Here is a 25,145-nt window from a genome sequence, read left to right on the forward strand (position 1 = left end):
GTGCTCCCATGACAGAGTCGATCGACCAGACCTCCTCTGCCCTGCGTCCCGTCCCGGGTGCCGCGCCCCAGGGCCTCTACGACGGTGCCCACGAGCACGACAGCTGCGGCGTCGCCTTCGTGGCCACCCTCGACGGGGTCCCCCGCCACGACATCGTCGCCCAGGCGCTCACCGCGCTGCACAACCTGGACCACCGCGGCGCCGTCGGCAGCGAGGAGAACACGGGGGACGGCGCGGGCATCCTCACCCAGCTGCCGGACGCCTTCCTGCGCGAGGTGCTCCCCTTCGAGCTCCCCGAGCCCGGTCGGTATGCCGCGGGCATCGTCTTCCTCCCGGGGCAGGGGCAGACCGACGAGGTCGTGGCGCAGGTCGAGGAGATCGTCGAGAGCTCGGGACTGCGGGTGCTCGGCTGGCGTGACGTCCCCGTCGACCCCGACCTCGTCGGTCCCACCGCGCTGTCGGTCATGCCGGTGATGCGCCAGCTCGTCGTCGCCGCCGGCGAGGAGGCCCCGGAGGAGTCCGGTCTGGAGCTGGAGCGCCGCGTCTGGCTGGCGCGCAAGCGCGTCGAGCGGCGGACGCCCGCCTACCCGGTGTCCCTCTCCACGAGGACCATGACCTACAAGGGCATGCTGACCACCGACCAGCTCCCGGCCTACTTCCCCGACCTCACCGACCAGCGCTTCACGAGCGCCCTGGCGGTCGTGCACTCGCGCTTCTCGACCAACACCTTCCCCTCCTGGCCGCTCGCCCACCCCTACCGGGTCATCGCGCACAACGGGGAGATCAACACGGTCAAGGGCAACCGCAACTGGATGCGGGCCCGCCAGTCCGAGCTGCGCAGCGAGCTCTTCCCCGGGGACCTCGCGGACGCCCTGCCCATCTGCACCCCCGACGCCAGCGACTCCGCCACCTTCGACGAGGTGCTGGAGCTGCTGAGCCTCGGCGGACGGTCCCTCCCCCACGCCGTGCTCATGATGATCCCGGAGTCCTGGGAGAACGACGAGACCATGGACCCCGACGTCCGTGCGTTCTACGAGTTCCACTCCATGCTCATGGAGCCGTGGGACGGGCCCGCCAACCTCGTGTTCACCGACGGGACGCAGGTCGGGGCCGTGCTCGACCGCAACGGGCTGCGTCCCTCCCGGTACTGGGTCACCGACGACGGGCTCGTCGTGCTCGGGTCCGAGTCGGGCCTGCTGCCGCTGCCGCCTGAGCGGGTGGTGCGCAAGGGCCGGGTGGCCCCGGGGCGGATGTTCCTCGTCGACCTCGACCGGGGCGAGATCCTGGACGACACCCAGGTCAAGCGCGACCTGGCCGCCCGCCAGCCCTACCGCGAGTGGCTCGACGCGGAGCTGGTCCACATGGAGTCCCTGCCCACGCAGGTCCACGTGCGCCACACCCATGCGTCGGTGACCCGGCGCCAGCAGATCTTCGGCTACACCGAGGAGGAGCTGCGGATCATCCTGGCCCCGATGGCGCAGGCCGGGGCGGAGCCGCTGGGCGCCATGGGCACCGACACGCCGATCGCGGCGCTGTCCGACCGGCCGCGGCTGCTCTTCGACTACTTCGTCGAGGCCTTCGCCCAGGTGACCAACCCGCCGCTGGACGCGATCCGCGAGGAGATCGTCACCTCGCTGGAGGCGTCGACCGGTCCCGAGCCCAACCTGCTCGACGAGACGCCCGCCCACGCGCGGCAGGTGGTCCTGCCCTTCCCCGTCATCGACAACGACCAGCTCGCGAAGCTGCGTCGGATCAACGCCGACGGCGAGCACCCCGGGCTCGACGCCCTCGTCGTCCGTGGGCTCTACCGCGTCGACGGCGGCGCCGCGGCGCTGGAGCAGCGGCTCGAGGAGATCTGCGCCGAGGTCGACGAGGCCATCGCCGGCGGAGCCTTCTTCGTCGTGCTGTCCGACCGGCACGCCGACCGCGAGCGCGCGCCGATCCCGTCGCTGCTGCTCACCAGCGCCGTGCACCACCACCTCGTGCGCAACAACACCCGGACCCGGGTCGGGCTGCTCGTCGAGGCCGGGGACGTGCGCGAGACCCACCACGTCGCGCTGCTCGTCGCCTACGGCGCGGCGGCCGTCAACCCCTACCTGGCCATGGAGACGGTCGAGAACCTGTGCTCGGCCGGCCAGGTGCTGGACGGCCTCGACCCGGACGTCGCCATCAGGAACCTCATCAAGGCGTTGGGCAAGGGTGTGCTCAAGGTCATGTCCAAGATGGGGATCTCCACCATCGCGTCCTACCGCGGCGCCCAGACCTTCGAGGCCGTGGGCCTGTCGACGGACGTCGTCACCCGGTGGTTCACCGGCACCACCAGCCAGATCGACGGGGTCGGGCTGGAGGTCATCGCCGAGGAGGTGGCGCGTCGCCACGCCGTGGCGTACCCCCTGTCCGGCATCCCGCCCTACCACCGGGCCCTGGACATCGGCGGCGAGTACCAGTGGCGCCGCGAGGGACCCCCGCACCTCTTCAGCCCGGAGGCGGTCTTCCGGCTGCAGCACGCCACCCGCCAGGGTCGGTACGACGTCTTCACCGAGTACACCGACCTCGTCGACGAGCAGTCCGCGAGCCTCATGACCCTCCGGGGCCTGTTCGGGCTGCAGCCGGACCGGGACCCGGTCGACATCGACGAGGTGGAGCCGGTCAGCGCCATCGTCCGGCGGTTCGCCACCGGGGCGATGAGCTACGGCTCGATCTCGCAGGAGGCGCACGAGACGCTGGCCGTGGCCATGAACCGGCTGGGCGGCAAGTCCAACACCGGTGAGGGCGGCGAGGACGTGGAGCGGCTCCTCGACCCCGAGCGCCGCTCGGCGATCAAGCAGGTGGCCTCCGGACGCTTCGGGGTCACCTCGCCCTACCTCGTGCACGCCGACGACATCCAGATCAAGATGGCGCAGGGCGCCAAGCCGGGCGAGGGCGGACAGCTGCCGCCGGGCAAGGTCTACCCGTGGATCGCGAGCACCCGGCACTCCACCCCCGGCGTGGGACTGATCTCACCACCCCCGCACCACGACATCTACTCCATCGAGGACATCAAGCAGCTCATCCACGACCTGAAGAACGCCAACCCCCGCGCCCGCATCCACGTCAAGCTGGTGAGCCAGATCGGCGTCGGGACGGTCGCCGCGGGCGTGTCGAAGGCCAAGTCGGACGTCGTGCTCATCTCCGGGCACGACGGGGGCACGGGCGCCAGCCCGCTCACCTCGCTCAAGCACGCCGGCACCCCCTGGGAGCTCGGCCTCGCGGAGACCCAGCAGACACTGCTGCTCAACGGGCTGCGCGACCGCATCGTCGTCCAGTGCGACGGGCAGCTGAAGACCGGGCGCGACGTGCTGGTCGCGGCGCTCCTGGGTGCGGAGGAGTTCGGCTTCGCCACCGCTCCCCTGGTGGTCTCCGGCTGCATCATGATGCGGGTCTGCCACCTGGACACCTGCCCGGTCGGTATCGCCACGCAGAACCCCGAGCTGCGCGAGCGCTACACCGGCAAGGCGGAGTTCGTGGTCACCTTCTTCGAGTTCATCGCCCAGCAGGTGCGTGAGCTGCTCGCCAGCCTGGGCTACCGGTCGCTGGACGAGGTGATCGGCCGGTCCGACCTGCTCGACACCTCCCGTGCCGTCGAGCACTGGAAGGCCGACGGGCTGGACCTCTCGCCCGTGCTGCAGCTCACCGAGCTGCCCGAGGGGGCCTCCCGGCGCTGCACCACGACGCAGGAGCACGGGCTGTCGGCGGCGCTGGACAACGAGCTCGTCGCGCTGGCCGCGCCGGCCCTCGAGGACGGCACCCCGGTGGTCGGCTCGTTCCCGGTCACCAATGTCAACCGCACCGTGGGCACCCTCCTGGGGCACCACGTCACGGTCGCGGCCGGGCCGGACGGGCTGCCGGACGGCACCATCGACCTCACCCTCACCGGGTCCGCCGGGCAGTCCCTGGGGGCGTTCCTGCCCCGTGGGATCACCCTGCGTCTCGTCGGGGACGCCAACGACTTCGTCGGCAAGGGCCTGTCCGGTGGACGCATCGTGGTCCGCCCCGAGGAGGGGTCGTCCTTCGTCGCCACCGACCAGGTCGTCGCCGGCAACGTCATCTGCTACGGCGCGACGGCCGGGCAGGTCAACCTGCGCGGTGTCGTGGGCGAACGCTTCTGCGTCCGCAACTCCGGCGCCACGGCGGTCGTCGAGGGCGTGGGTGACCACGCGCTCGAGTACATGACCGGGGGGCTGGCCCTCATCCTGGGGCGGACCGGGCGCAACCTCGGTGCGGGGATGTCCGGCGGCACCGGCGTCGTCCTCGACCTGGACCGCGGCACGCTCAACCCCCTGGCCGTGTCCGCCGGTGACCTCCTGCTCGCGCCGCTCGCGGAGACCGAGCACGTGGACCACGTCCGGCAGCTGCTCGAGGAGCACGTGGAGCTCACCGGCAGCACGGTCGCCCAGGCGTTGCTCGACGACGCCGACTGGGCTCTCCGCCTCACCGTCATCACCCCGCGGCAGTACGCCGGCGTGCTGCGCATCCGCCGCGAGGCGGAGGAACGCGGCGACGACCCCAACGGCCCCCACGCTTGGCAGCTCATCCTGGAGGACTCGCATGGCTGACCCCAAAGGCTTCCTGACCCACCGCGAGCGCGAGAACCGGCCCTCGCGCCCGGTGCCCGTGCGCATCATGGACTGGGAGGAGGTGCACGGCGAGCAGGAGACCTCCGTCCTGCAGCGGCAGGCCAGCCGGTGCATGGACTGCGGCATCCCCTTCTGCCACACGGGGTGCCCGCTCGGCAACCTCATCCCGGAGTGGAACGACCAGACGCGGCGCGCCAACTTCGCCGAGGCCATCGAGCGTCTGCACGCCACCAACAACTTCCCGGAGTTCACCGGTCGGCTCTGCCCGGCGCCGTGCGAGACCGCCTGCGTGCTGGGGATCAACCAGCCCCCGGTCACCATCAAGCAGATCGAGGTCTCGATCATCGACCGGGCGTTCTCCAACGGCCGGGTCACGCCGCAGGAGCCGGAGTGGCTCAGCGGCAAGACGGTCGCCGTGGTCGGGTCCGGGCCGGCCGGCCTGGCTGCCGCCCAGCAGCTGGGGCGGGCCGGGCACACGGTCGTGGTGTACGAGCGCTCCGACGCCGTCGGCGGGCTGCTGCGCTACGGCATACCGGAGTTCAAGATGGAGAAGTCCGTCCTGGACCGGCGCCTCGTGCAGCTGCGGGCCGAGGGCATCCGGTTCGTCACCGGCGTCACGATCGGAGGCGACGGGCCGGACGACGAGTCCCTCGACCAGCTCCGCGAACGCTTCGACGCCGTGGTCCTCGCGACCGGGTCCACCGTGCCCCGCATGCTGCAGGTGCCCGGGGCCGAGCTGGACGGCGTGCACCCGGCGATGGACTTCCTGGTGCCCGCCAACAAGGAGGCGCTGGGCGGGACGCGCGGCATCGACGCGGGCGGCAAGAACGTCGTCATCATCGGTGGGGGCGACACCGGTGCCGACTGCCTCGGGACGGCGCACCGTCACGGCGCGGCGTCGGTCCTGCAGCTGGAGATCATGCCGACCCCGCCGCAGGAACGACCCGAGACCATGCCCTGGCCGACCTACCCGATGCTCTACAAGGTGAGCGAGGCCCACGAGGAGGGCGGGGACCGCACCTACGGCGTGTCCACCGTCGAGGTCCTGGGCGACGACGAGGGCCGCGTGCGCGGCCTCGTCATGGTGGACGGCACGTTCACCGAGGGACGGTTCGTGCCGACCGAGGGTAGCGAGCGGGAGATCCCGGCCGAGCTCGTGCTCCTCGCGATGGGCTTCGTCGGGCCGGACGACCAGGCGGCGCCCGCGGAGGTGCTCCCCCGCTCCGCGCGCAACACCTACGAGCGCGACGACGCCTTCGCGACCCCCGTCCCCGGCGTCTTCGCGGCTGGGGACTGCGGTCGTGGGCAGTCGCTCATCGTCTGGGCCATCGCCGAGGGGCGCGCCTGCGCGGCCACGGTCGACCGCTACCTCTCGGGGACCACCACCCTGCCGTCCCCGATCAAGGCCACGGACCGGCCGCTGGCCGTGTGAGGCCGATGCCTAGACTCGCCGCGTGAAGCCCAAGGACCTGCACGGACACGTCACCCCCGGCGGCGAGAGCTGGGTCTACGACCTCGGCTCGGTGGTGGTGCGCAAGTGCAGCGTGAGCGAGATGGACAACAACGTCTACCTCATCACCTGCACGGCCACCGGAGAGCGCCTGCTGGTGGACGCCGCGGACGACGCCGAGCGCATCCTGCGCCTGCTGGACGAGGACGGCGGTCCCCGGGGCCAGCAGCTCGGGCAGGTCCTGACGACGCACCGGCACTGGGACCACCACCGGGCGCTCCCGGAGGTCGTCCGACGCACGGGGGCGACGACCCTGGCGGGGGCCGTGGACGCCGACGAGCTGCCGGTGCCGGTCGACCACCGCCTCCGGGACGGTGACACCCTGCGCGTCGGGCACCTGGTCCTCGACGTCGTGCACCTCCGGGGGCACACGCCCGGCTCGGTCGCGCTCGCCCTGAGCACTGCGGCGGACTCCACCACGACCCTCATCTTCACCGGCGACAGCCTCTTCCCCGGAGGTCCCGGGAAGACGACGTCGCCCCGGGACTTCGCCCTCCTGCTGGACGACCTCGAGACGCGCGTCTTCGCGGTCTTCGACGACGACGCCCTCGTCCTGCCCGGCCACGGTGACAACACGACCCTCGGCGCCGAGCGCGGCTCGCTGCCGGAGTGGCGCGACCGCGGGTGGTGACCCACCCCGCACGTGCTTTGGCCGGCCACCCGGTCGCGCTGGTCCTCCTGGCGGTCGTCTCCGTCCAGTTCGGCGGGGCCCTGGCGGCCACGCTGCTGCCCGTCGTGGGCGTGGTCGGCTCGGTGACGCTGCGGCTCGTCCTGGCGACCGCAGTCCTGTGGCTCTTCGTGCGACCGCGCGTGCGCGGACGCAGCGCCGGGGACTGGTGGGTGGTCGGGCTGTTCGCCGTGGCCCTCACCACCATGAACCTCGCGTTCTACGGCTCCCTGGCCCGGCTCCCGATCGGGGTCGCCGTCACCATCGAGTTCCTGGGGCCGCTGGCCCTCGCGGCCGTGCTGTCACGCCGGGTGCGGGACGCCGTGGCGGTCCTGGCCGCCCTGGCCGGCGTGACGCTCATCTCCGGGGCGTTGACGACCCCGTGGGCCGAGCTCGACCACCTCGGCATCCTCCTGGCCGCGTCCGCCGGCGCCTGCTGGGCGGCCTACATCGTGCTGAGCCGGCGGACCGGGGAGCGGTTCGAGGGGCTCGACGGCATCGCGATCTGCATGGGTCTGGGGGCCGTGGCCATGCTGCCCGTGGGTCTGCTCGTCACCGGCCCGGACCTGTGGGCGCCCGAGGCGCTGGTGCGCGGCCTCGGGATCGCCCTGCTCTCCTCGGCCGTGCCGTACAGCCTCGAGCTGCTCGCGCTGCGCCACCTCCGCTCGGGGACCTTCGGGGTGCTGCTGAGCCTGGAGCCGGCGGCTGCGGCGCTGGCCGGCCTGCTGGTCCTGGGGCAGGTGCTGTCGGCCACCCAGCTCGTCGGCATGGTGCTCGTGGTCACGGCCAGCATCACCGTGCTGGGGCGGCCGGTCCGGCGTCCACGGTAGGCGCGGTGGGCGCGGACCGAGGTCGGCTGAGGCCCCGGCGCTGGGCCGGTGCCGACCCACGTGGCACCGACCGACGGATCAGCGCGGCTGCCCGTCCGTCCCCTCCGGCGAGCCTTCCTCGGAGGTCGACGACTTCTGGGTGCTGCCGAATACGGTGACGTCCTCGACTCCCGGGGAGGTCTCCTCCTCGGTCCCGGACCCCCCTCGGGCGGCGTCCCGACGCGACTTCAGGAGGCTGGCGACCGCGGTGACCCCGAGGATCACGACGATGGCGGTGAGCGAGAGCCAGATGGGGACCTCCGGCACCCCGAGGTGCTCGCCGCCGTTGATGAAGGGCAGCTCGTTCTCGTGCATGGCGTGCAGGATGAGCTTGACCCCGATGAACGCCAGCAGCACGGACAGCCCGAGGCCGAGGTAGACCAGCCGCTTGAGCAGGTCCCCGAGCAGGAAGTACAGCTGACGCAGGCCCATGAGGGCGAAGACGTTCGCCATGAGCACGAGGTACGGCTCCTGGGTGAGCCCGAAGATCGCCGGGATCGAGTCGAGGGCGAAGAGCAGGTCGGTGGTCCCCAGCGCGAGGATGACGACGGCCATGGGGGTGAGGACCCGCTTGCCGCTCTCGACGATCCGCAGCTTGGTCCCGCCGTCCCAGGACTGGGTGACCGGGAACCGCTTCTCCACCCAGCGCAGCAGGGCGTTCTCCTGGAAGTCCTCCTCGTGGTCGTCGTGGCCGAGGTTCTCCACGGCGAGCCGGAACGCGGTGTAGATGAGGAAGGCGCCGAAGACGTAGAACACCCAGGACCAGCGCTCGATGGCGGCCGCACCGACCAGGATGAAGACCGCCCGCATCCCCAGCGCCATGACGATGCCGACCATGAGGGCGAACTGCTGGTACTTCCGCGGGACGCCGAACTTGGCCATGATGATGAGGAAGATGAACAGGTTGTCGATGGACAGGGAGTACTCCATCAACCACCCCGCGTAGAACTCCGCGGCGGGCTGGCCCCCGGCCACCACGAGCACCCCGACCCCGAAGAGCACCGCCAGCCCGACGTAGATCGACAGTGCGACCGAGACCTCCCGGCGCGAGGGTTCGTGCGGTCGCCGCCCCAGGACCAGCAGGTCGAAGGCGAAGACGGCCGCGATGACGATCAGCGTGGTGATCCACACCCAGCCGGGCACGTTCATGGGCGATGACCTTCCGATGGGGGGCGACGGGCGAGCGGGACAGGCCGCCCGTCGGTGCGGGGACGGCTGATGATCTCACGTCAGCCGGTGGCTTCGCGCATCTGGCGCAGCTCCTTCTTGAGGTCGCCGATCTCGTCCCGCAGGCGGGCCGCGAGCTCGAAGTGCAGGTCCGTGGCCGCCTGGTGCATCTGCTCGGTGAGCTCGTGGATGAGATCGGCCAGCTCGGTCGCCGGCAGCTGCTCCCCGGACCGCCGTTCCACCGCGCTGGCACCGACGACGGAGGCCGCTGCCTTGCCCCGGCCCCCGCCCTTGCCGCGGGACTGGCTGCGCCCGCTGCCCATGAGCGTCTCGGTGTCGGCGTCCTCGCGCTCCAGCATGTCGGTGATGTCGGCGATCCGCTTGCGCAGCGGGGTCGGGTCGATGCCTGCGGCGGCGTTGTAGGCCAGCTGCTTGTCCCGGCGGCGGTTGGTCTCGTCGATCGCCTGCTCCATCGACGGGGTGATGGTGTCGGCATACATGTGCACCTGGCCCGAGACGTTGCGGGCGGCGCGGCCGATGGTCTGGATGAGCGACCGGGCGGAGCGCAGGAAGCCCTCCTTGTCCGCGTCCAGGATGCTCACCAGGGAGACCTCGGGCAGGTCGAGCCCCTCGCGCAGCAGGTTGATGCCCACGAGCACGTCGTACTCGCCCAGCCGCAGCTCGCGCAGCAGCTCGACCCGGCGCAGGGTGTCCACCTCGGAGTGCAGGTAACGCACCCGGACCCCCTTGTCGAGCAGGTAGTCCGTGAGGTCCTCGGCCATCTTCTTGGTCAGGGTGGTGACCAGCACGCGCTCGTCGCGCGCGGTGCGCTCCCCCACCTCGTGCAGGAGGTCGTCGATCTGCCCCTTGGTCGGCTTGAGGACGACCTCCGGGTCGACGAGACCGGTCGGGCGGATGATCTGCTCGACGTAGCCCTCGCTCTTGGCCATCTCGTAGTCCCCGGGCGTGGCGGACAGGTACACCGTCTGCCCGATGCGCTCCAGGAACTCCTCCCACTTCAGCGGCCGGTTGTCCATCGCGCTGGGGAGGCGGAACCCGTGGTCGACGAGGGTCCTCTTGCGGGACATGTCCCCCTCGTACATCGCCCCGATCTGCGGGACCGTGACGTGGGACTCGTCCAGCACGAGGAGGAAGTCCTCCGGGAAGTAGTCGAGCAGGCAGTTCGGGGCCGACCCCGACGACCGGCCGTCGATGTGCCGCGAGTAGTTCTCGATGCCCGAGCACGACCCGACCTGGCGCATCATCTCGATGTCGTAGGTGGTCCGCATCCGCAGCCGCTGCGCCTCCAGCAGCTTGCCCTGCTTCTCGAAGGTCTCCAGCTGGGCGGCCAGCTCGGCCTCGATGCTGCCGATCGCCCGCTCCATCCGCTCCGGTCCGGCGACGTAGTGGGAGGCCGGGAAGACGTACATCTCCTGCTCCTCGCGCACCACCTCACCGGTGAGCGGGTTGAGGGTGTAGAGGCGGTCGATCTCGTCCCCGAAGAACTCGATCCGCACCGCCAGCTCCTCGTACTGCGGGATGATCTCGACGGTGTCGCCGCGCACACGGAACGTGCCGCGCGAGAAGGCCATGTCGTTGCGGGTGTACTGCATGGTCACGAACCGGCGCAGCAGCTCGTCGCGCTCCACCGTGTCCCCCACCCGCAGCCGCGCCATCCGGTCGACGTACTCCTGCGGCGTCCCCAGGCCGTAGATGCAGGACACCGACGCGACGACGACGACGTCGCGCCGGGTGAGCAGCGAGTTGGTGGCCGAGTGGCGCAGCCGCTCCACCTCGTCGTTGATCGAGGAGTCCTTCTCGATGTAGGTGTCCGTCTGCGGGACGTAGGCCTCGGGCTGGTAGTAGTCGTAGTAGCTCACGAAGTACTCGACCGCGTTGTGCGGGAGCAGCTCCTTGAACTCGTTGGCCAGCTGGGCGGCGAGCGTCTTGTTGGGCGCCATGACCAGCGTCGGACGCTGCACCTGCTCGATCATCCAGGCGGTCGTCGCGGACTTCCCGGTGCCGGTGGCACCCAGCAGGACGATGTCCTCCTCGCCCGCCTGCACCCTGCTGGCCAGCTCCGCGATCGCCTTGGGCTGGTCCCCGCTGGGGCTGAACTCGGAGACGACGCGGAACGGGTTGACCGTGCGCTGCAGGTCGGTGGTCGGACGCATACCCCCACGGTAGCCCCCGCCACCGACAAGGGTGGCCCGTCGGTCGACCGGGCCACCCTCGACGTCGTCGTCGGCACGTCCTGCTGCCGACGCTCCCGTGGGCTAGCCGCCGTCGCCGTCGGCCGCCGACACCTTCTTGCGCCGCCGGTCACGACGGGTCAGGGTGTGGTTCTGCGCCAGGGCGTAGTCGATGCGGTCGTCGACCTTGGGGCCGAAGACGTCGTCGAAGTTCTCGTGCAGCTCCCCGGCGAGCTCCCGGCTGCGCATCCGCAGCTCGGCCCTGGTGATCTTGTGGTGCTCGGTCGCCAGCGCCTTGTAGAGGGAGATGGAGATGAGCACCATGACGACGGCGAACGGGAAGCCGGTCGCCACCGACCCGGCCTGCAGGGCGCTCAGCCCGGCCGAGCCCCCGGCGAGCAGCAGCCCGGTGGCCACCAGCCCCTCCAGGCAGGCCCACAGGACGCGGCTCCAGGTGGGCGGGTCGGGGTGGCCTCCGGAGGCCAGCATGTCCACGACGAGCGACCCGGAGTCGGAGGAGGTGACGAAGAAGATGACGACCAGGATGATCGCGATCCCCGACAGCAGCGTGCCCAGCGGGAGCGTGTTCAGGGTGTCGAACAGCGCGACCTCGGCGGTGACGCCGTCCTCCCCGACGAGGTCCCCGACCTCGATCTGCCGCATGATGGCGGTGCCACCCATGACGGTGAACCACACGAAGCTGGCCAACGTCGGGACGAGCAGGGTCCCGGTGACGAACTCGCGGACCGTCCGCCCGCGGGAGATGCGGGCGATGAAGACCCCGACGAAGGGTGCCCAGGAGATCCACCAGCCCCAGTAGAAGATGGTCCAGCCGCTGGCCCAGCTGATCCCCTCCTCGCCGCTGAAGGCGAAGCCCTCGAAGGTGATCGGGACGATGCTGGCGGCGTAGGCGCCCAGGGACTGCACGAAGTCACGCGCCAGGAACAGCGTGGGGCCCAGCAGCAGGACGGCCAGGAGGAAGACCCCGGCCAGCACGAGGTTCGCGTTGGACAGGTACCGGATGCCCTTGCCGACCCCGCTCACGACCGAGACCACGGCGATCGCGGTGATCGCGACGATGAGGACGACGAGCAGGGTGTCGGTGCTCTCCTCGACGATGCCGAGCTCGCTCAGCCCGGTGGCGACCTGGGTGACGCCCAGCCCCAGCGAGGTGGCGACACCGAAGACCGTCCCGACGATCGCCAGGATGTCCACGACGTCCCCGAGCGTCCCCTTCACCCGGTCCCCGAACAGCGGCTCGAGCGCCCACCGGATCGAGACCGGACGCCCCTTGCGGTGGATGGCGTAGGCCAGGGCCAGGCCGATGATGGCGTAGACCGACCAGGGGTGGAACCCCCAGTGCATGAAGGTCTGGGCCATGGCGCGCTCGGCCAGCTGCGTGTTCGAGGCGTCGGCCGGGACCCCGGGCGGCGGCGAGGTGAAGAACGTCAGGGGCTCGGCCACCCCGTAGAAGACCAGCCCGATGCCCATCCCGGCGGCGAAGAGCATGGCGAACCACGACATGAGCCCGAACTCGGCCTCCTCGCCGTCACGGCCCAGCGTGATGTCGCCGAACCGGCTGAAGGCCAGGAACAGGGCGAACACCACGAAGCCGGCGATGACGAGGGTGTAGAACCAGCCGAAGTTGGTGACGATGCCGCTCTGGACGGAGTTCCAGAGCGTGCCGGCGGTGTCGGTGAAGACGGCGGAGAACACCGCGACGACCGCGACGATCACCAGGGCGGGCCAGAAGACCCTGGGGGCGATCCCCCCGGGCCCCAGCTTCACACCGTGGCGCAGCAACTGCTGCTCCACGGACGAGGTCTCAGGACCGGGCGGTGAGGCCTGGTCCGTGCGTGCGGCGTTGTCGTCCATGATCTCCGGTTTCGTTGATGTCGGACTCGTGTCGGGTCAGTACGCGCTTTCGGCCCCGGTACCGTATCATCCGGCTCGCCGCGGCCAGGGGGCAGACGAAACGGTCCACCCTGCCGTGCGGCAGGGTGGACCGTCGACCGGGAACCGTGGGGTCAGTTGCCCGTGAGCTTCTCCCGCAGCGCGGCGAGCGCCTCGTCGGAGGCGAGGGTGCCGGCGCCGTCGTCGGAGCCGGCCTTGTCCGAGGAGTAGGACGTGGACGTGGACGCCGGGGCGACCTCGACACCCGCGTCGGACTCGGCCTCGGAGGCGGCCTCCACCTGGGCCTTGTGGGCCTCCCAGCGGGCGTGGGCGTCGGCGTACTCCTTCTCCCACTTCTCGCGCTGCTCCTCGTGCCCCTCGAGCCACTCGTTGGTCTCGGGGTCGAAGCCCTCCGGGTACTTGTAGTTGCCCTGGTCGTCGTACTCGGCGGCCATGCCGTACAGCGTCGGGTCGAACTCCGCGGCCACCGCGTCGTTGGCCTGCTTGAGCGACAGCGAGATCCGGCGGCGCTCCAGGTCGATGTCGATGACCTTGACGAACACCTCGGCGCCGACGGTGACGATCTGCTCGGGCAGCTCGACGTGGCGCTCGGCCAACTCGGAGATGTGGACGAGGCCCTCGATGCCGTCCTCGACGCGCACGAAGGCACCGAAGGGCACCAGCTTGGTGACCTTGCCCGGCACGACCTGGCCGATCGCGTGGGTGCGGGCGAAGGTCTGCCACGGGTCCTCGAGGGTCGCCTTCAGCGAGAGGGAGACCCGCTCTCGGTCCATGTCGACGTCCAGGACCTCGACGGTGACCTCGTCACCGACCTCGACGACCTCGCCGGGGTGGTCGATGTGCTTCCAGGAGAGCTCGGAGACGTGCACGAGGCCGTCCACGCCGCCCCCCAGGTCGACGAACGCACCGAAGTTCACGATGCTGCTCACGACACCCGAGCGGACCTGGCCCTTGGCCAGCTCCTTGAGGAAGGTGGTGCGCACCTCGGACTGGGTCTGCTCCAGCCAGGCGCGGCGGGACAGCACCACGTTGTTGCGGTTCTTGTCCAGCTCGATGATCTTGGCCTCGATCTCCTTGCCGACGTACGGCTGGAGGTCGCGCACGCGGCGCATCTCGACGAGAGAGGCGGGCAGGAAGCCACGCAGACCGATGTCGAGGATGAGGCCGCCCTTGACGACCTCGATGACGGTACCGGTGACGACGCCGTCCTCCTCCTTGATCTGCTCGATCGAGCCCCAGGCGCGCTCGTACTGCGCACGCTTCTTGGACAGGATCAGGCGGCCTTCCTTGTCCTCCTTCTGGAGGACCAGGGCCTCGACCTCGTCACCGACGGTGACGACCTCGGAGGGGTCGACGTCGTGCTTGATGGCGAGCTCACGGGAGGGGATGACACCCTCGGTCTTGTAGCCGATGTCGAGCAGGACCTCGTCGCGGTCGACCTTGACGATCACTCCCTCGACGATGTCGCCGTCGTTGAAGTTCTTGATCGTGGCGTCGATGGCCGCGAGCAGTTCCTCCTCAGAGCCGATGTCGTTGACAGCGATCTGGGAGGTGGCCTTCTCGGCCGTGGTGGCAGTCATGTAGTAGGGGCTCCGATTGTGGACACGATGTATGGATGGATGATCGACGTCCGCAGCGCCCTGGCCGCGGATACCAGCACCTGCGGGCACCACGAGGACGCATGACGAACCCTGACAGACTATCGGCGCACCTCAGGCAGGTCAAAAGCGCGCATCATGGGGTGATGGACCACCCCACCACGCCGTCCTCCCCCGACCGCGCCCTGCGCCGGCGGGCCACGCACGAGGAGTCCGTCAGGGCGGGTCGGTCCTGGTGGGACTCCGAGGCCGAGCTGTACTACCAGGAGCACGGCGCGGACCTGGGCGACGCCGAGCTCACCTGGGGCCCCGAGGGCTGGACGGAGCGGGAGCTCGGACTGCTCGGCGACCTGCAGGGACGGGACGTCCTGGAGGTCGGGGCGGGCGCGGCGCAGGGCGGACGCTGGTGCGCGGCCCAGGGTGCCCGGGTCGTCAGCACCGACCTCAGCTCGGGGATGCTGCGGGTCGCGCAGCGCATCGACGAGGGGCACGCCGGTCCGGCACCGGTGGCCTACGCCCAGTGCGACGGGGCGAGGCTGCCGTTCGCCGACGCGTGCGTGGACCTCGTGGTCACGGCCCACGGGGTGCTCGCCTTCGTCCCCGACGCGGACGCGGTGCTGCGGGAGTGGGCGCGGGTCGTCCGGCCCGGAGGACGGGTCGTCTTCTCCTTGCCGCACCCGTTCCGGTGGGTCTTCCCCGACGCCCCCGGACCGGACGGTCTCGTGGCCCGCTACCCCTACGCGACCGACGAGGCCTACGTCGAGGAGACCGAGGACGGGGCGGCGACCTACACCGAGCACCACCGCACGGTCGGTGACCTGGTCCGGGCGGTGCACGGGGCCGGCCTCGTGCTGGTGGACCTCGTCGAGCCCGGGTGGCCCCCGGGCCTGGCGCGCGAGTGGGGCGGATGGGGACCGGTCCGGGGGCGGGTCGTGCCGGGGACCGCGATCCTGGTGGCGCACCGGCCCTCGACGCCGAGGTGACCGCTCCCCCGGAGCCGTCCGCCCCGACCAGGTCACAGTTTGGTGACGATGGGCACGTCGGTGGGCGACGCGGCCTAGGGTGAGGTCCCGTGGACCGGGCAACGATGCCCCCGAACACCAGAGAGGTGACACATGCGTGTGAAGACGCACCTGAGGAGCGTGGCCGCCCTGTCGGCCCTGGCGCTGCTCGCAGCCTGCGGTGGCGACACCGCCGACGAGCCCGCCGCCGACGAGACCTCCGCGGAGGACACCGCCGCGGAGGAGGACGAGGGAGACGGGTCCTCGGAGGAGTCGTCGGAGACCGAGGAGGAGGCCGCCGGTGGCGACGGCAACACCTCGGACACCTTCACCTTCGGCTACGTGCTCCCGGAGACCGGGCAGCTGGCCTTCCTCGGACCGCCCCAGATCGAGGCCCTCGGGCTCGCGATCGAGGACATCAACGCGGCCGGTGGCGTTCTCGGCCAGGAGGTCCCCGCCCCCGTGGCCGGTGACGAGGCAGGGCAGGAGGCTGCCGCGCAGCAGGCCGCGGACCGCATCCTCGCCGAGCAGCCCAGCGCCATCGTCGGCGCAGCCGCGTCCGGCATGTCCCTCGCGATCATCGACCGGGTCACCGGGGCCAACGTCATGCAGTGCTCCGGCTCCAACACCGCCCCGACGTTCACCGACTACGAGGACGACGGGCTCTACATCCGCACCGCGCCCTCGGACGCGCTGCAGGGACCGGTGCTCGCCAACACCATCGTCAACGACGGCTACAGCAACATCGCCATCGTCGCCCGTGCGGACGACTACGGCTCCGGCCTCGCCGAGGCCACCGCGACCGCGCTGGAGAACGCCGGTGCCACGGTGGCGCTCAACGAGACCTACGACCCGCTGGCCCGGGAGTTCAACGCCGTGGTCTCGTCGGTGGAGGCCGCCGAGCCGGACGCCGTGGTCGTCATCGCGTTCGAGGAGGGCGGCCAGATCCTCCAGGGGATGTTCGAGGCCGGCCTGACGCCGGACGCCGTCGGCGTCTACGGCGCCGACGGTCTGCGCTCGGCCGACCTCGGCAGCATCGTCAACGAGTCCGACCCGAGCGTCATCGCGGGGATGAAGGGCACGGCACCGGCCTCGGCCGACAACCCGGACTTCATCTCGCGGCTGCAGGAGTTCGCCCCCGACCTGGAGGAGACCCAGTTCGCCCCGCAGGTCTACGACTGCGCCGTCACCATGGCCCTGGCGGCCGAGGCGGCCGGCTCGGTCAACGCGGCCGACTTCAAGGCCGAGGTCAACGGGATCACGAGCGAGGGCACCGAGTGCACCTCCTACGAGGAGTGCCTGGGCCTGCTGGCCGACGGCGAGGACATCGACTACAACGGTGCCAGCGGTCCGCTGGACTTCACCGACGCCGGTGAGCCCGGGACCGCCACCATCGAGGTCTACGAGTTCGACGACGCCGGTGAGCTGCAGTCGCTCGAGACGGTCGAGGCCAACCCGGTCGAGTGAGCACCGTGGTGGCCGGGTGCGTGCACCCGGCCACCACCGGTCACCCCTGGTCCGCGTCGGCGGTCAGCCGTCGATGCGGGCCAGGGTGCCGAGGTAGAGCTCGATGACCTTGGGGTCGCGGGCCAGCTCTGCGCCGGTCCCCGTGTAGGCGTCCTGGCCCTGGTCGAGCACGTAGGCGCGGTCGGAGATGTCCAGGCACTGGCGGGCGTTCTGCTCCACCATGAGCACCGACACGCCCGCCTCGTTGATCCGCGAGACCGCCTCGAACACGGAGTCCTGCATCAGGGGGGACAGCCCGGCCGACGGCTCGTCGAGGAAGAGCACGTGCGGGCCGGTCATGAGAGCACGGCCCATGGCGACCACCTGTCGCTCGCCACCGGAGAGCGACCCGGCGCGCTGGGCCCGCCGATCGGCGAGCAGGGGGTAGAGGTCGCTGACCTCGCGGAAGCGCTCGGCGTACTCCTTGGGTCTCAGGTAGAGACCCATCTGCAGGTTCTCCTCCACGGTGAGCGAGGGGAAGACGTTGTTGTTCTGCGGCACGTAGCCCAGTCCGTCGGCGACCAGCTTGTGCGCCGACCGGCCGGTGATGTCCTCCCCCTGCAGCAGCACCCGCCCCGACCGGATGGGCACCAGTCCGAACATCGCCTTGATGAGGGTGGACTTGCCGGCGCCGTTGGGGCCGATGATCCCGACCAGCTCCCCGGTGCGCACCTCGACGGTGCACCCTCGCAGGATGTCGACGTCGGGGATGTAGCCGGCGACGAGCTCCTCGGTCCACAGGACCTTCTCCCGGCTGCCGGAGTCCGGCTCGTGGCTCATGACGGGTCCTCCTGCTGGAGCGAGCGGTGGGTGCCGAGGTAGGCGTCGATGACGGCGGCGTCCTTGCGGATGTCGTCGGGTCGGCCCTCGGCGATGACCTTGCCCTGGGCGAAGCAGACCACCCAGTCGCTGATCGACATGATGACGTCCATGTCGTGCTCGACCAGGACGATGGTCATCCCCTCGTCGCGCAGGGCCTCGATGTGGCCCAGGAGCGACTGGGTGAGGGCCGGGTTCACCCCGGCCATGGGCTCGTCGAGCAGGATCATGTCCGGTTCGACCATGAGCGCTCGCGCCATCTCCAGGAGCTTGCGCTGCCCCCCGGACATGGTCCCGGCGAACTCGTCGCGCATGTGGCTGAGGTTGAACCGGCCGAGCAGCTCCTCCGCCCGGGTCCGGATCGTCGCCTCCTGGCCGGCCCAGGACGGGCGCAGCAACGAGGTGAGCAGGCGCTCACCACGCTGGCCCGTGGCCCCCAGCATGAGGTTCTCCAGGCTGGTGAGCCTGGTGAGCGCCTTGGTCAGCTGGAAGGTCCGCACCATGCCGTGCCGGGCGATGCGGAAGGACGGGGCACCGCTGATGTCCCGGCCGTCGAAGGACCACCGGCCCGAGGTCGGCCGGTCGAAGCCGGTGATGAGGTTGAAGAAGGTGGACTTCCCGGCACCGTTGGGGCCGATGAGAGCGGTGATGGTGCCGCGCTGGATCTCGAGGTGCTCCACCTCGACCGCCCGGACGCCGCCGAAGTGCCGGGACATGTCGCTCGCGACGAGGATGGCGTCCGGCTTCGCGACCCCGGGGACGTTGGCCACCCCCGCGAGAGCCGCGGCCGCCCGCCGGGCACCCACCGAGGGCTCCTCCTCCCGCTGCCGCTCGTGCTCGTGCACGGACTCCCGCTGGCCGAGGAGGTCCTCGTGCGTGTCATCGGACATCGAGACGCAGCTCCTTCTGGTTGCCGATGAGCCCGGCGGGCCGGAACATCATGAGGAGCATGAGCCCCAGGCCGACCGCGGCGAAACGGACCGCGCCGATGTCGCTGGGCACGAGCAGGGTGCCCGGGATCCAGCCCGCCGACATCGCGCCACGGAGGAAGGCGTCGAGGAACGTGAGCAGGAACCAGAAGACGATCGAGCCGAGGATGGGCCCGAGGACCCGGCTCGCGCCCCCGAGGATCATGATGGTCCACAGGTAGAACGTGATGATGGGGATGAAGGCGTCGGGGGTGATGGCCTGGCTGTTGATCGCGAGCAGCGACCCGGCCAGCGCGCCGAGCACGCCACCGAGGACGAGCGCCTGCATCTTGTAGGCGAAGACGTTCTTGCCCAGGCTGCGCGCGGCGTCCTCGTCCTCCCGGACGGCCCGCAGCACCCGGCCCCACGGACTGTGGATGAGCAGCCAGACCAGCCCGGCGGCGAGGAAGGTGATCCCCCAGGCCACGGTCATCAACCAGAGGGCCCGTTCGCTGAACCGCAGCGGTCCCAGCTCCAGCGGCCCGGTGTAGGGGTTGACCGCGTAGAACTCGTTCGCGAACTGGACGAGCCCGAACACGCCGCCGGTGACCGGCTCGGCGAACGAGGAGCGGTAGACGTAGCGCAGGACCTCGGCGGCGGCGATGGTCGCGATGGCGAGGTAGTCGCCCCGCAGACGCAGCGTCGGTATGCCGAGGATGAGCGCGAGCACGACCGCGCACGCCATGCCGACGAGCACGCCGACCCACAGCGGGGCGTCGAAGGAGAGCACCGAGATGGCCGTGCCGTAGGCGCCGACGAGCATGAAGCCCACCTGCCCGAAGTTGAGCAGCCCGGTGTAGCCGAAGTGGATGTTGAGCCCGATCGCGGCCAGGGCGTAGATCGCGGCCTCAGGACCAAGAGCGCCGCGGATCGCGACGGAGAGCACTGCCAGGAAGTCCATCGTTCCTCTCCTCAGCCGACTCGCTCGCGGCGGCCCAGGATGCCCTGCGGCCGGACGAGGAGGACGATGATCATGACGAGCAGCGCCCACATGTAGGCCAGCGAGGCCGGGAACCAGAGGGTGGACAGCTGCGAGACCAGGCCGATGACGAGCGAGCCCAGCATGGCTCCGTAGGCGCTGCCCAGCCCGCCCAGGATGACCCCGGCGAACATCAGCAGCAGGAGCTCGAAGCCCATCTCGCTGTAGATGGCCTGGGTAAGCCCGAAGAAGACGCCTCCGATCGCGGCCAGCGCACCGCCGAGGACCCAGACCACGAGGATGACCCGTTGCACGTCGATGCCGGACGCCTCGGCCAGGTCCTTGTTGTCGTTGACGGCCCGCATCGCCGTCCCGATCCGGGTCCGCTGCAGCATGACGGCCACCCCGATCATGATGGCGAAGGCCAGGACGGTGATGACGAGGTCCCGGGGGGTGATGCGCACCGGCCCGAGGGTCCAGGCGGTCTGCAGCGAGTACTCGTCGTACTGCTGGCGCCGGGAGCCGAAGACGATGAGGATGACGTGGCGCAGCAGCAGCGAGAGCCCGATGGCCACGATGAACATCTGGATGAGCCCGGCTCCCCGGTGCCGCAGCGGCCGCCAGAGCCCCACCTCGATACCGCCGGCGACCGCTCCCCCGACCACCATGGCCAGCACCGCCGCCAGCACGATGGGCAGCTTGCCCGGCGCGGTGCTGAGGAAGTAGGCGGTGACCGCGCCGATGGTGACGAACTCACCGTGCGCGAAGTTGATGAGCTTGGTCGTGCCGAAGACCAGGGACAGCCCCACCGCCGTGATGGCGATGATCGCCCCGAACTTGATGCCGTCCACCACGAGCTGGAGGACCCGCGCGACCGGGATGCCCGCGCCGCCCTCCTCGACCTCACCGGTCCCCAGCTGGAAGATGACCCCCTGGGACGCTCCCGGACGGACGGTCACGCCGTCGAGGACCTCGCCTCCCTCGGCGCGCGGGGCCACGCCCTCGGGCAGCCCGGACACGTCGAGGGTCACGGTGTAGGTGCCGGGTCCGGGCAGCGGCACGGCCCACGAGCCCTCGGCGTCGGTGACCGCCGAGCCGATCTCGGCACCGTCCTGGGTCACCGTGATGGTGATGCCCTCGAGGGGTTCGCGGTCCGGGTCCCTCACCGTGCCCTGGACTGCCTCCGCGGCCTCCTCGGAGGCTCCCGCGGAGGGCGGTGAGGACACGGGGTAGGGGGTGGCGCCGGCCGGGGCCGCCAGCAGCAGCATCCCCAGCAGAACGGCAGCGATCGCTGCCCACAGGCGGGCGGTCACGGGATCTCCTTCGATGCGGACATCGGGAGTAAAGCACACGTCAGGCCCCCTGCCTAGCAGGGCCTGGTACGGGTCGCGGAGGTGGCGGCGAGGCCGCCGCCGCAGGTCAGCTCAGGGCGCTGCCCCGTGCCGGCTCAGTGCGCTGCCTCGTGCCAGCTGTGCCCGAGTCCCACGCTGACGTCGAGGGGCACCGACAGCTCGGCCGCGGCGCCCATCTGGTCCCGCACGAGGGTCTCGACCTGCGCCTCCTCACCGGCCGCGACCTCGAGCACCAGCTCGTCGTGGACCTGCAGCAGCATCCTCGAGGCCAGCCCGGCCTCCCGCAGCGCGGTCTCGGTCCGCAGCATCGCGACCTTGATGATGTCGGCGGCCGACCCCTGGATGGGCGCGTTGAGCGCCATCCGCTCGGCCATCTCGCGCCGCTGCCGGTTGTCGCTGGTGAGGTCGTGCAGGTGACGACGGCGGCCCAGGATGGTCTCGGTGAAGCCGGTCCGTCGCGCCTCGGAGACGACGTCGCGCAGGTAGTCGCGCACTCCCCCGAAGCGCTCGAAGTACTCCTCCATCAGCTCCTTGGCCTCGGCGGTCGAGATGCCGAGCTGCTTGGAGAGCCCGAAGGCGGACAACCCGTAGGCCAGGCCGTAGCTCATCGCCTTGACCTTCGAGCGCATCTCGGGCGTCACGTCGGCCTGGTCCACCCCGAAGACCCGGGAGCCGACGAAGCGGTGGAGGTCCTCCCCGGCGCGGAAGGCCTCGATGAGACCGTCGTCGCCGGACAGGTGCGCCATGATGCGCATCTCGATCTGGCTGTAGTCGGCGGACATGAGCGTGGCGTAGCCGGTCCCGGAGGAGCGGTCGGAGCCGACCACGAAGATCTCCCGGATCCGCCGGCCGGCCGCCGTCCGGATGGGGATGTTCTGGAGGTTCGGCTCCGTCGAGCTCAGGCGTCCGGTGGCGGCGATGGTCTGCTGGAAGGTCGTGTGGATCCGCCCGTCGTCGGCCACCGCCTTGATGAGTCCCTCGGTCGTGACCCGGAGCCGGGTGACGTCCCGGTGCCGGAGCAGGGCCTCCAGGAAGGGGTGCTCGGTCTGGGCGTAGAGCCCCGCGAGGGCGTCGGCGTCCGTCGTGTAGCCGGTCTTCGTCCGCCGCGTCTTGGGCAGCGCGAGCCGGTCGAAGAGCACCGTCTGCAGCTGCTTGGGCGAGCCCAGGTTGACGGTGTCGTCCTCGATCGCCGTCCAGGCGTCCTGCTGGGCCTGCGCCACGCCGTCGGCGAACTCCCGCTCCAGGGCCTCCAGGGCGTCGAGGTCGACCGCGATGCCGGCACGCTCCATCCGCCGCAACACGCCCACCAGCGGCAGCTCCACCTCGCGGAGCAGGTGCTGCTCCTCCTCGTCCGCGAGCTCGGCGTCGAGGGCGTCGGCGAGGTCGTGCACCGCGCGGGCGTGCACCATGGCCGAGCGCGCCGCGGCCGCACCGGCGTCCTGCTCCCCCTCGTCCAGCCCCAGGTCCAGCTCGCCCTGCGAGGCCGTGTCGGCGGGGTCGCCCCCGTCGAGCCGGAGCTCGCGCCGCAGGTAGCGCAGGGCCAGGTCGGCCAGGTCGTAGGAGCGCTGGTCCGGGCGGGCGAGGTAGGCGGCCAGGGCGGTGTCGCTCACCACCCCCTCGACGTGCAGGCCGACGGCCTCCAGCGAGGCGACCTGCTCCTTGCCGCCGTGCAACGCCTTCGGGCGCCCGCCGTCCGCCAGCCAGGCCTGGAGCGCCGCCTCGTCAGCGGGCTCGAGCTCCCCGAGGTGCAGGTAGGCGGCCTCCTCGGCACCGGCGAGGGCCAGCCCCGTGGCCTCCCCGGGGCCGGCGGTCGTGCGGGCCTGCGCCTCCACGACGAGGGCCACCCGGTCCTGCGCCGCGTGCCGGTCCAGCCAGTCCGCGACGCTGCCCGGCTGCAGGAGCGTCCCGGCGACCTCGATGCCGTCCTCGGCCTCCGTCTCCGGTGACTCCAGCGTGGAGAAGAGCCGGTCCCGCAGCACCCGGAACTCCAGACCGTCGAAGACCCGGTGCACCTCCTCGCGGTCCCAGCCGCGCACCGCCAGGTCCGGGACGGTGACCGGCAGCTCGACGTCGCCCACGAGCTGGTTGAGACGGCGGTTGCGCAGCACCTGGTCCAGGTGGTCGCGGGTGGCCTGGCCCGCCTTGCCGGTGAGCTGGTCGGCGTGGTCGACGATCCCGTGGAGGTCGCCGAACTGGCCCAGCCACTTCGCCGCGGTCTTGGGGCCCACCCCGGGCACGCCCGGCAGGTTGTCGCTGGACTCCCCCACGAGGGCCGCCAGGTCGCTGTAGCGCTCGGGCAGCACGCCGTATCTCTCCTGCACGGCGGCCGGCGTCAACCGGGCCAGGTCCGAGACCCCCTTGCGCGGGTAGAGCAGGGTGGTGCGCTCGTCCACGAGCTGGATGGCGTCCCGGTCCCCCGAGCAGATGAGCACCTCCATACCTTCCTCGCGCGCCTGGCTGGTGAGGGTGGCGATGACGTCGTCCGCCTCGAAGCCGTCCACCTCGACGTGGGTGACCCGCAGGGCGTCCAGGACCTCCTTGACGAGGTCCACCTGACCCCGGAACTCGCTCGGGGTCGTCGCCCTCCCGGCCTTGTACTCCGCGTACTCCTGCGTCCGGAAGGTCTGCCGGGACACGTCGAAGGCGACCGCCAGGTGGGTCGGTGCCTCGTCGCGCAGCACGTTGATGAGCATCGAGGTGAACCCGTAGACCGCGTTCGTGCTCTGCCCCGTCGTGGTGGAGAAGTTCTCCACGGGCAGCGCGAAGAAGGCGCGGTAGGCCAGGGAATGTCCGTCCAGCAGCAGCAAACGACTCACGATGGCAGCCTATGTCCCATGACCGACAACACCACGTCCAGCCCTCCGACCCCGACGCCGACCGACAACGGGGTGCGCGGGGCCCTGGCCGCCCGCATGGGGATCCGCCTGCTGGAGCTCTCCGCCGAGCGCACCGTCGCGACCATGCCGGTGGAGGGGAACACCCAGCCGTACGGCCTGCTGCACGGTGGCGCGTCGGCGGCGCTGGCCGAGACGGTCGGGTCGGTGGCGGCCGCGATGCACGCGGGCGAGGGCCGTATCGCCGTGGGTGTCGACCTCAGCGCCACCCACCACCGGCCCGTGCGGGAGGGCGAGGTCACCGCCGTCGCCACCCCGCTCGCGCGGGGCCGCTCCGTCGCGACCTACGACATCGCCATCACCGACGACCGCGGACGCCGCGTCTGCACCGCGCGGCTCACCTGCGCGCTGCGCGACCGGCCGGACGCGCGGTGAAGGTCAGCCCTTCTTGGCGGGCATGCCCGAGATGACGGCCTCGGCGACCTCGCGCATCGACAGCCGCCGGTCCATCGCGGCCTTCTGGATCCACCGGAAGGCGTCGGCCTCGCTCAGCTTGAGCTGAGCCATGAGCAGCCCCTTGGCCCGGTCGACCTGCTTGCGGGTCTCGAAACGCTCCCCCAGGTCGGCGACCTCCGCCTCGAGCGCCTTGCGCTCGGCCCACCGGGCTCGCGCGATGTCGATCGCCGGCAGGACGTCGGCGGCGCTGAAGGGCTTGACGACGTAGGACATGACCCCGGCGTCGCGGGCGCGCTCCACGAGGTTCTTGTCGCTGAAGGCGGTCAGCATGACCACCGGGGCCAGGCCCTCGCGGCCGATCTGCTCGGCCGCGGTGATGCCGTCCATCCCGGGCATCTTGATGTCCATGACGACGAGGTCGGGGGTGGTCTCCTGGGCCTGCGCCACCGCCTGCTCCCCGTCGGCGGCCTGGCCGACGATGGTGTGCCCGGCGTCGGTGAGCATCTCGGCGAGGTCCATCCGGATGAGGGCCTCGTCCTCGGCCAGCAGGATGCGCAGGCCCCGCTCGGGCCCGTCCTCCGCCGCGGTCGTCTCCTGCTCCGGACCCGCACCGGCCGACGTCGCACCGCTCCCGTCCGTGGTGTCGGGCACCGGCCCGCTCGTCGCGGAGGGTGCGGCCCCCGGGTCCTGCGGTGTCGTCTCGCTCACGCTCACTGCCTCTCGTCGCATCCACCCGCATCGGCACCTCACCGGCGCG

The 25,145-nt window shown here is 71.1% G+C and carries 17 protein-coding genes; 7 read left to right on the plus strand and 10 right to left on the minus strand.

What is annotated here, in order from left to right; genetic code table 11:
* Positions 1 to 8 precede the first annotated feature (8 nt).
* From gltB to FHD63_RS08080, 4 genes are read left to right on the plus strand one after another with little or no spacing between them, the layout of a single operon-like run.
* Complete coding sequence (gene gltB, locus FHD63_RS08065; RefSeq protein ID WP_139721589.1) at positions 9 to 4,595, plus strand: glutamate synthase large subunit; 4,587 nt, start codon at positions 9 to 11, stop codon at positions 4,593 to 4,595.
* Entirely contained in the window at positions 4,588 to 6,048 is a 1,461-nt protein-coding gene (locus tag FHD63_RS08070) for a glutamate synthase subunit beta (protein WP_139721591.1), read from the plus strand. Before gltB ends, FHD63_RS08070 begins: the two co-directional genes overlap by 8 nt.
* Before the next feature lie 22 nt (positions 6,049 to 6,070).
* Positions 6,071 to 6,757: an MBL fold metallo-hydrolase gene (locus FHD63_RS08075; protein ID WP_139721592.1), complete on the plus strand. Its 687-nt coding sequence runs from the start codon at positions 6,071 to 6,073 to the stop codon at positions 6,755 to 6,757.
* Positions 6,751 to 7,623, plus strand: a complete 873-nt coding sequence (locus FHD63_RS08080; protein WP_238705845.1) for an EamA family transporter — start codon at positions 6,751 to 6,753, stop codon at positions 7,621 to 7,623. Before FHD63_RS08075 ends, FHD63_RS08080 begins: the two co-directional genes overlap by 7 nt.
* Before the next feature lie 78 nt (positions 7,624 to 7,701).
* Here FHD63_RS08080 and FHD63_RS08085 read toward each other — a convergent pair whose 3' ends face one another.
* The 4 genes from FHD63_RS08085 to rpsA all read right to left on the minus strand — a co-directional run bounded on the left by FHD63_RS08085 (position 7,702) and on the right by rpsA (position 14,515).
* Entirely contained in the window at positions 7,702 to 8,811 is a 1,110-nt protein-coding gene (locus tag FHD63_RS08085; RefSeq protein WP_139721596.1) for a TerC family protein, read from the minus strand.
* Positions 8,812 to 8,891: 80 nt separating this feature from the next.
* Complete coding sequence (gene uvrB / locus FHD63_RS08090) at positions 8,892 to 11,003, minus strand: excinuclease ABC subunit UvrB (RefSeq protein WP_139721598.1); 2,112 nt, start codon at positions 11,001 to 11,003, stop codon at positions 8,892 to 8,894.
* 102 nt (positions 11,004 to 11,105) lie between these two features.
* Positions 11,106 to 12,836 (minus strand): BCCT family transporter, encoded by a 1,731-nt coding sequence (locus FHD63_RS08095; RefSeq protein ID WP_238705585.1) that lies wholly within the window; start codon positions 12,834 to 12,836, stop codon positions 11,106 to 11,108.
* A gap of 212 nt (positions 12,837 to 13,048) precedes the next feature.
* Positions 13,049 to 14,515 (minus strand): 30S ribosomal protein S1, encoded by a 1,467-nt coding sequence (gene rpsA / locus FHD63_RS08100; RefSeq protein WP_139721602.1) that lies wholly within the window; start codon positions 14,513 to 14,515, stop codon positions 13,049 to 13,051.
* 164 nt (positions 14,516 to 14,679) lie between these two features.
* Between rpsA and FHD63_RS08105 the strand changes: the two genes are divergently transcribed.
* Positions 14,680 to 15,516 (plus strand): class I SAM-dependent methyltransferase, encoded by an 837-nt coding sequence (locus FHD63_RS08105; protein WP_139721604.1) that lies wholly within the window; start codon positions 14,680 to 14,682, stop codon positions 15,514 to 15,516.
* 132 nt (positions 15,517 to 15,648) lie between these two features.
* Complete coding sequence (locus tag FHD63_RS08110; RefSeq protein WP_238705586.1) at positions 15,649 to 17,001, plus strand: ABC transporter substrate-binding protein; 1,353 nt, start codon at positions 15,649 to 15,651, stop codon at positions 16,999 to 17,001.
* A gap of 63 nt (positions 17,002 to 17,064) precedes the next feature.
* Here the strand turns inward: FHD63_RS08110 and FHD63_RS08115 are convergent, their stop codons facing one another.
* From FHD63_RS08115 to polA, 5 genes are all read right to left on the minus strand, one after another.
* The gene (locus FHD63_RS08115) at positions 17,065 to 17,820 is read right to left on the minus strand and encodes an ABC transporter ATP-binding protein (protein WP_139721606.1); all 756 of its coding nucleotides are present in this window, start codon (positions 17,818 to 17,820) and stop codon (positions 17,065 to 17,067) included.
* On the minus strand, positions 17,817 to 18,749 hold the full coding sequence (locus FHD63_RS08120) for an ABC transporter ATP-binding protein (RefSeq protein ID WP_202978357.1): 933 nt from the start codon (positions 18,747 to 18,749) through the stop codon (positions 17,817 to 17,819). The genes FHD63_RS08115 and FHD63_RS08120 overlap by 4 nt, the downstream gene beginning before the upstream one ends.
* The gene (locus FHD63_RS08125; RefSeq protein ID WP_139721608.1) at positions 18,739 to 19,728 is read right to left on the minus strand and encodes a branched-chain amino acid ABC transporter permease; all 990 of its coding nucleotides are present in this window, start codon (positions 19,726 to 19,728) and stop codon (positions 18,739 to 18,741) included. The genes FHD63_RS08120 and FHD63_RS08125 overlap by 11 nt, the downstream gene beginning before the upstream one ends.
* A gap of 11 nt (positions 19,729 to 19,739) precedes the next feature.
* Complete coding sequence (locus tag FHD63_RS08130; protein WP_139721610.1) at positions 19,740 to 21,059, minus strand: branched-chain amino acid ABC transporter permease; 1,320 nt, start codon at positions 21,057 to 21,059, stop codon at positions 19,740 to 19,742.
* 134 nt (positions 21,060 to 21,193) lie between these two features.
* Complete coding sequence (polA, locus tag FHD63_RS08135) at positions 21,194 to 23,914, minus strand: DNA polymerase I (protein WP_139721612.1); 2,721 nt, start codon at positions 23,912 to 23,914, stop codon at positions 21,194 to 21,196.
* Positions 23,915 to 23,932: 18 nt separating this feature from the next.
* Between polA and FHD63_RS08140 the strand changes: the two genes are divergently transcribed.
* Positions 23,933 to 24,367, plus strand: coding sequence for a PaaI family thioesterase (locus FHD63_RS08140; protein WP_139721614.1), 435 nt, complete (start codon positions 23,933 to 23,935; stop codon positions 24,365 to 24,367).
* Positions 24,368 to 24,370: 3 nt separating this feature from the next.
* On the opposite strand, the gene FHD63_RS08145 is transcribed toward FHD63_RS08140, so the two are convergent.
* Complete coding sequence (locus tag FHD63_RS08145; protein ID WP_420853094.1) at positions 24,371 to 25,096, minus strand: ANTAR domain-containing response regulator; 726 nt, start codon at positions 25,094 to 25,096, stop codon at positions 24,371 to 24,373.
* Positions 25,097 to 25,145 lie beyond the last annotated feature (49 nt).

Source organism: Serinicoccus chungangensis, from assembly GCF_006337125.1.
Taxonomy (GTDB): Bacteria; Actinomycetota; Actinomycetes; order Actinomycetales; family Dermatophilaceae; genus Ornithinicoccus; species Ornithinicoccus chungangensis.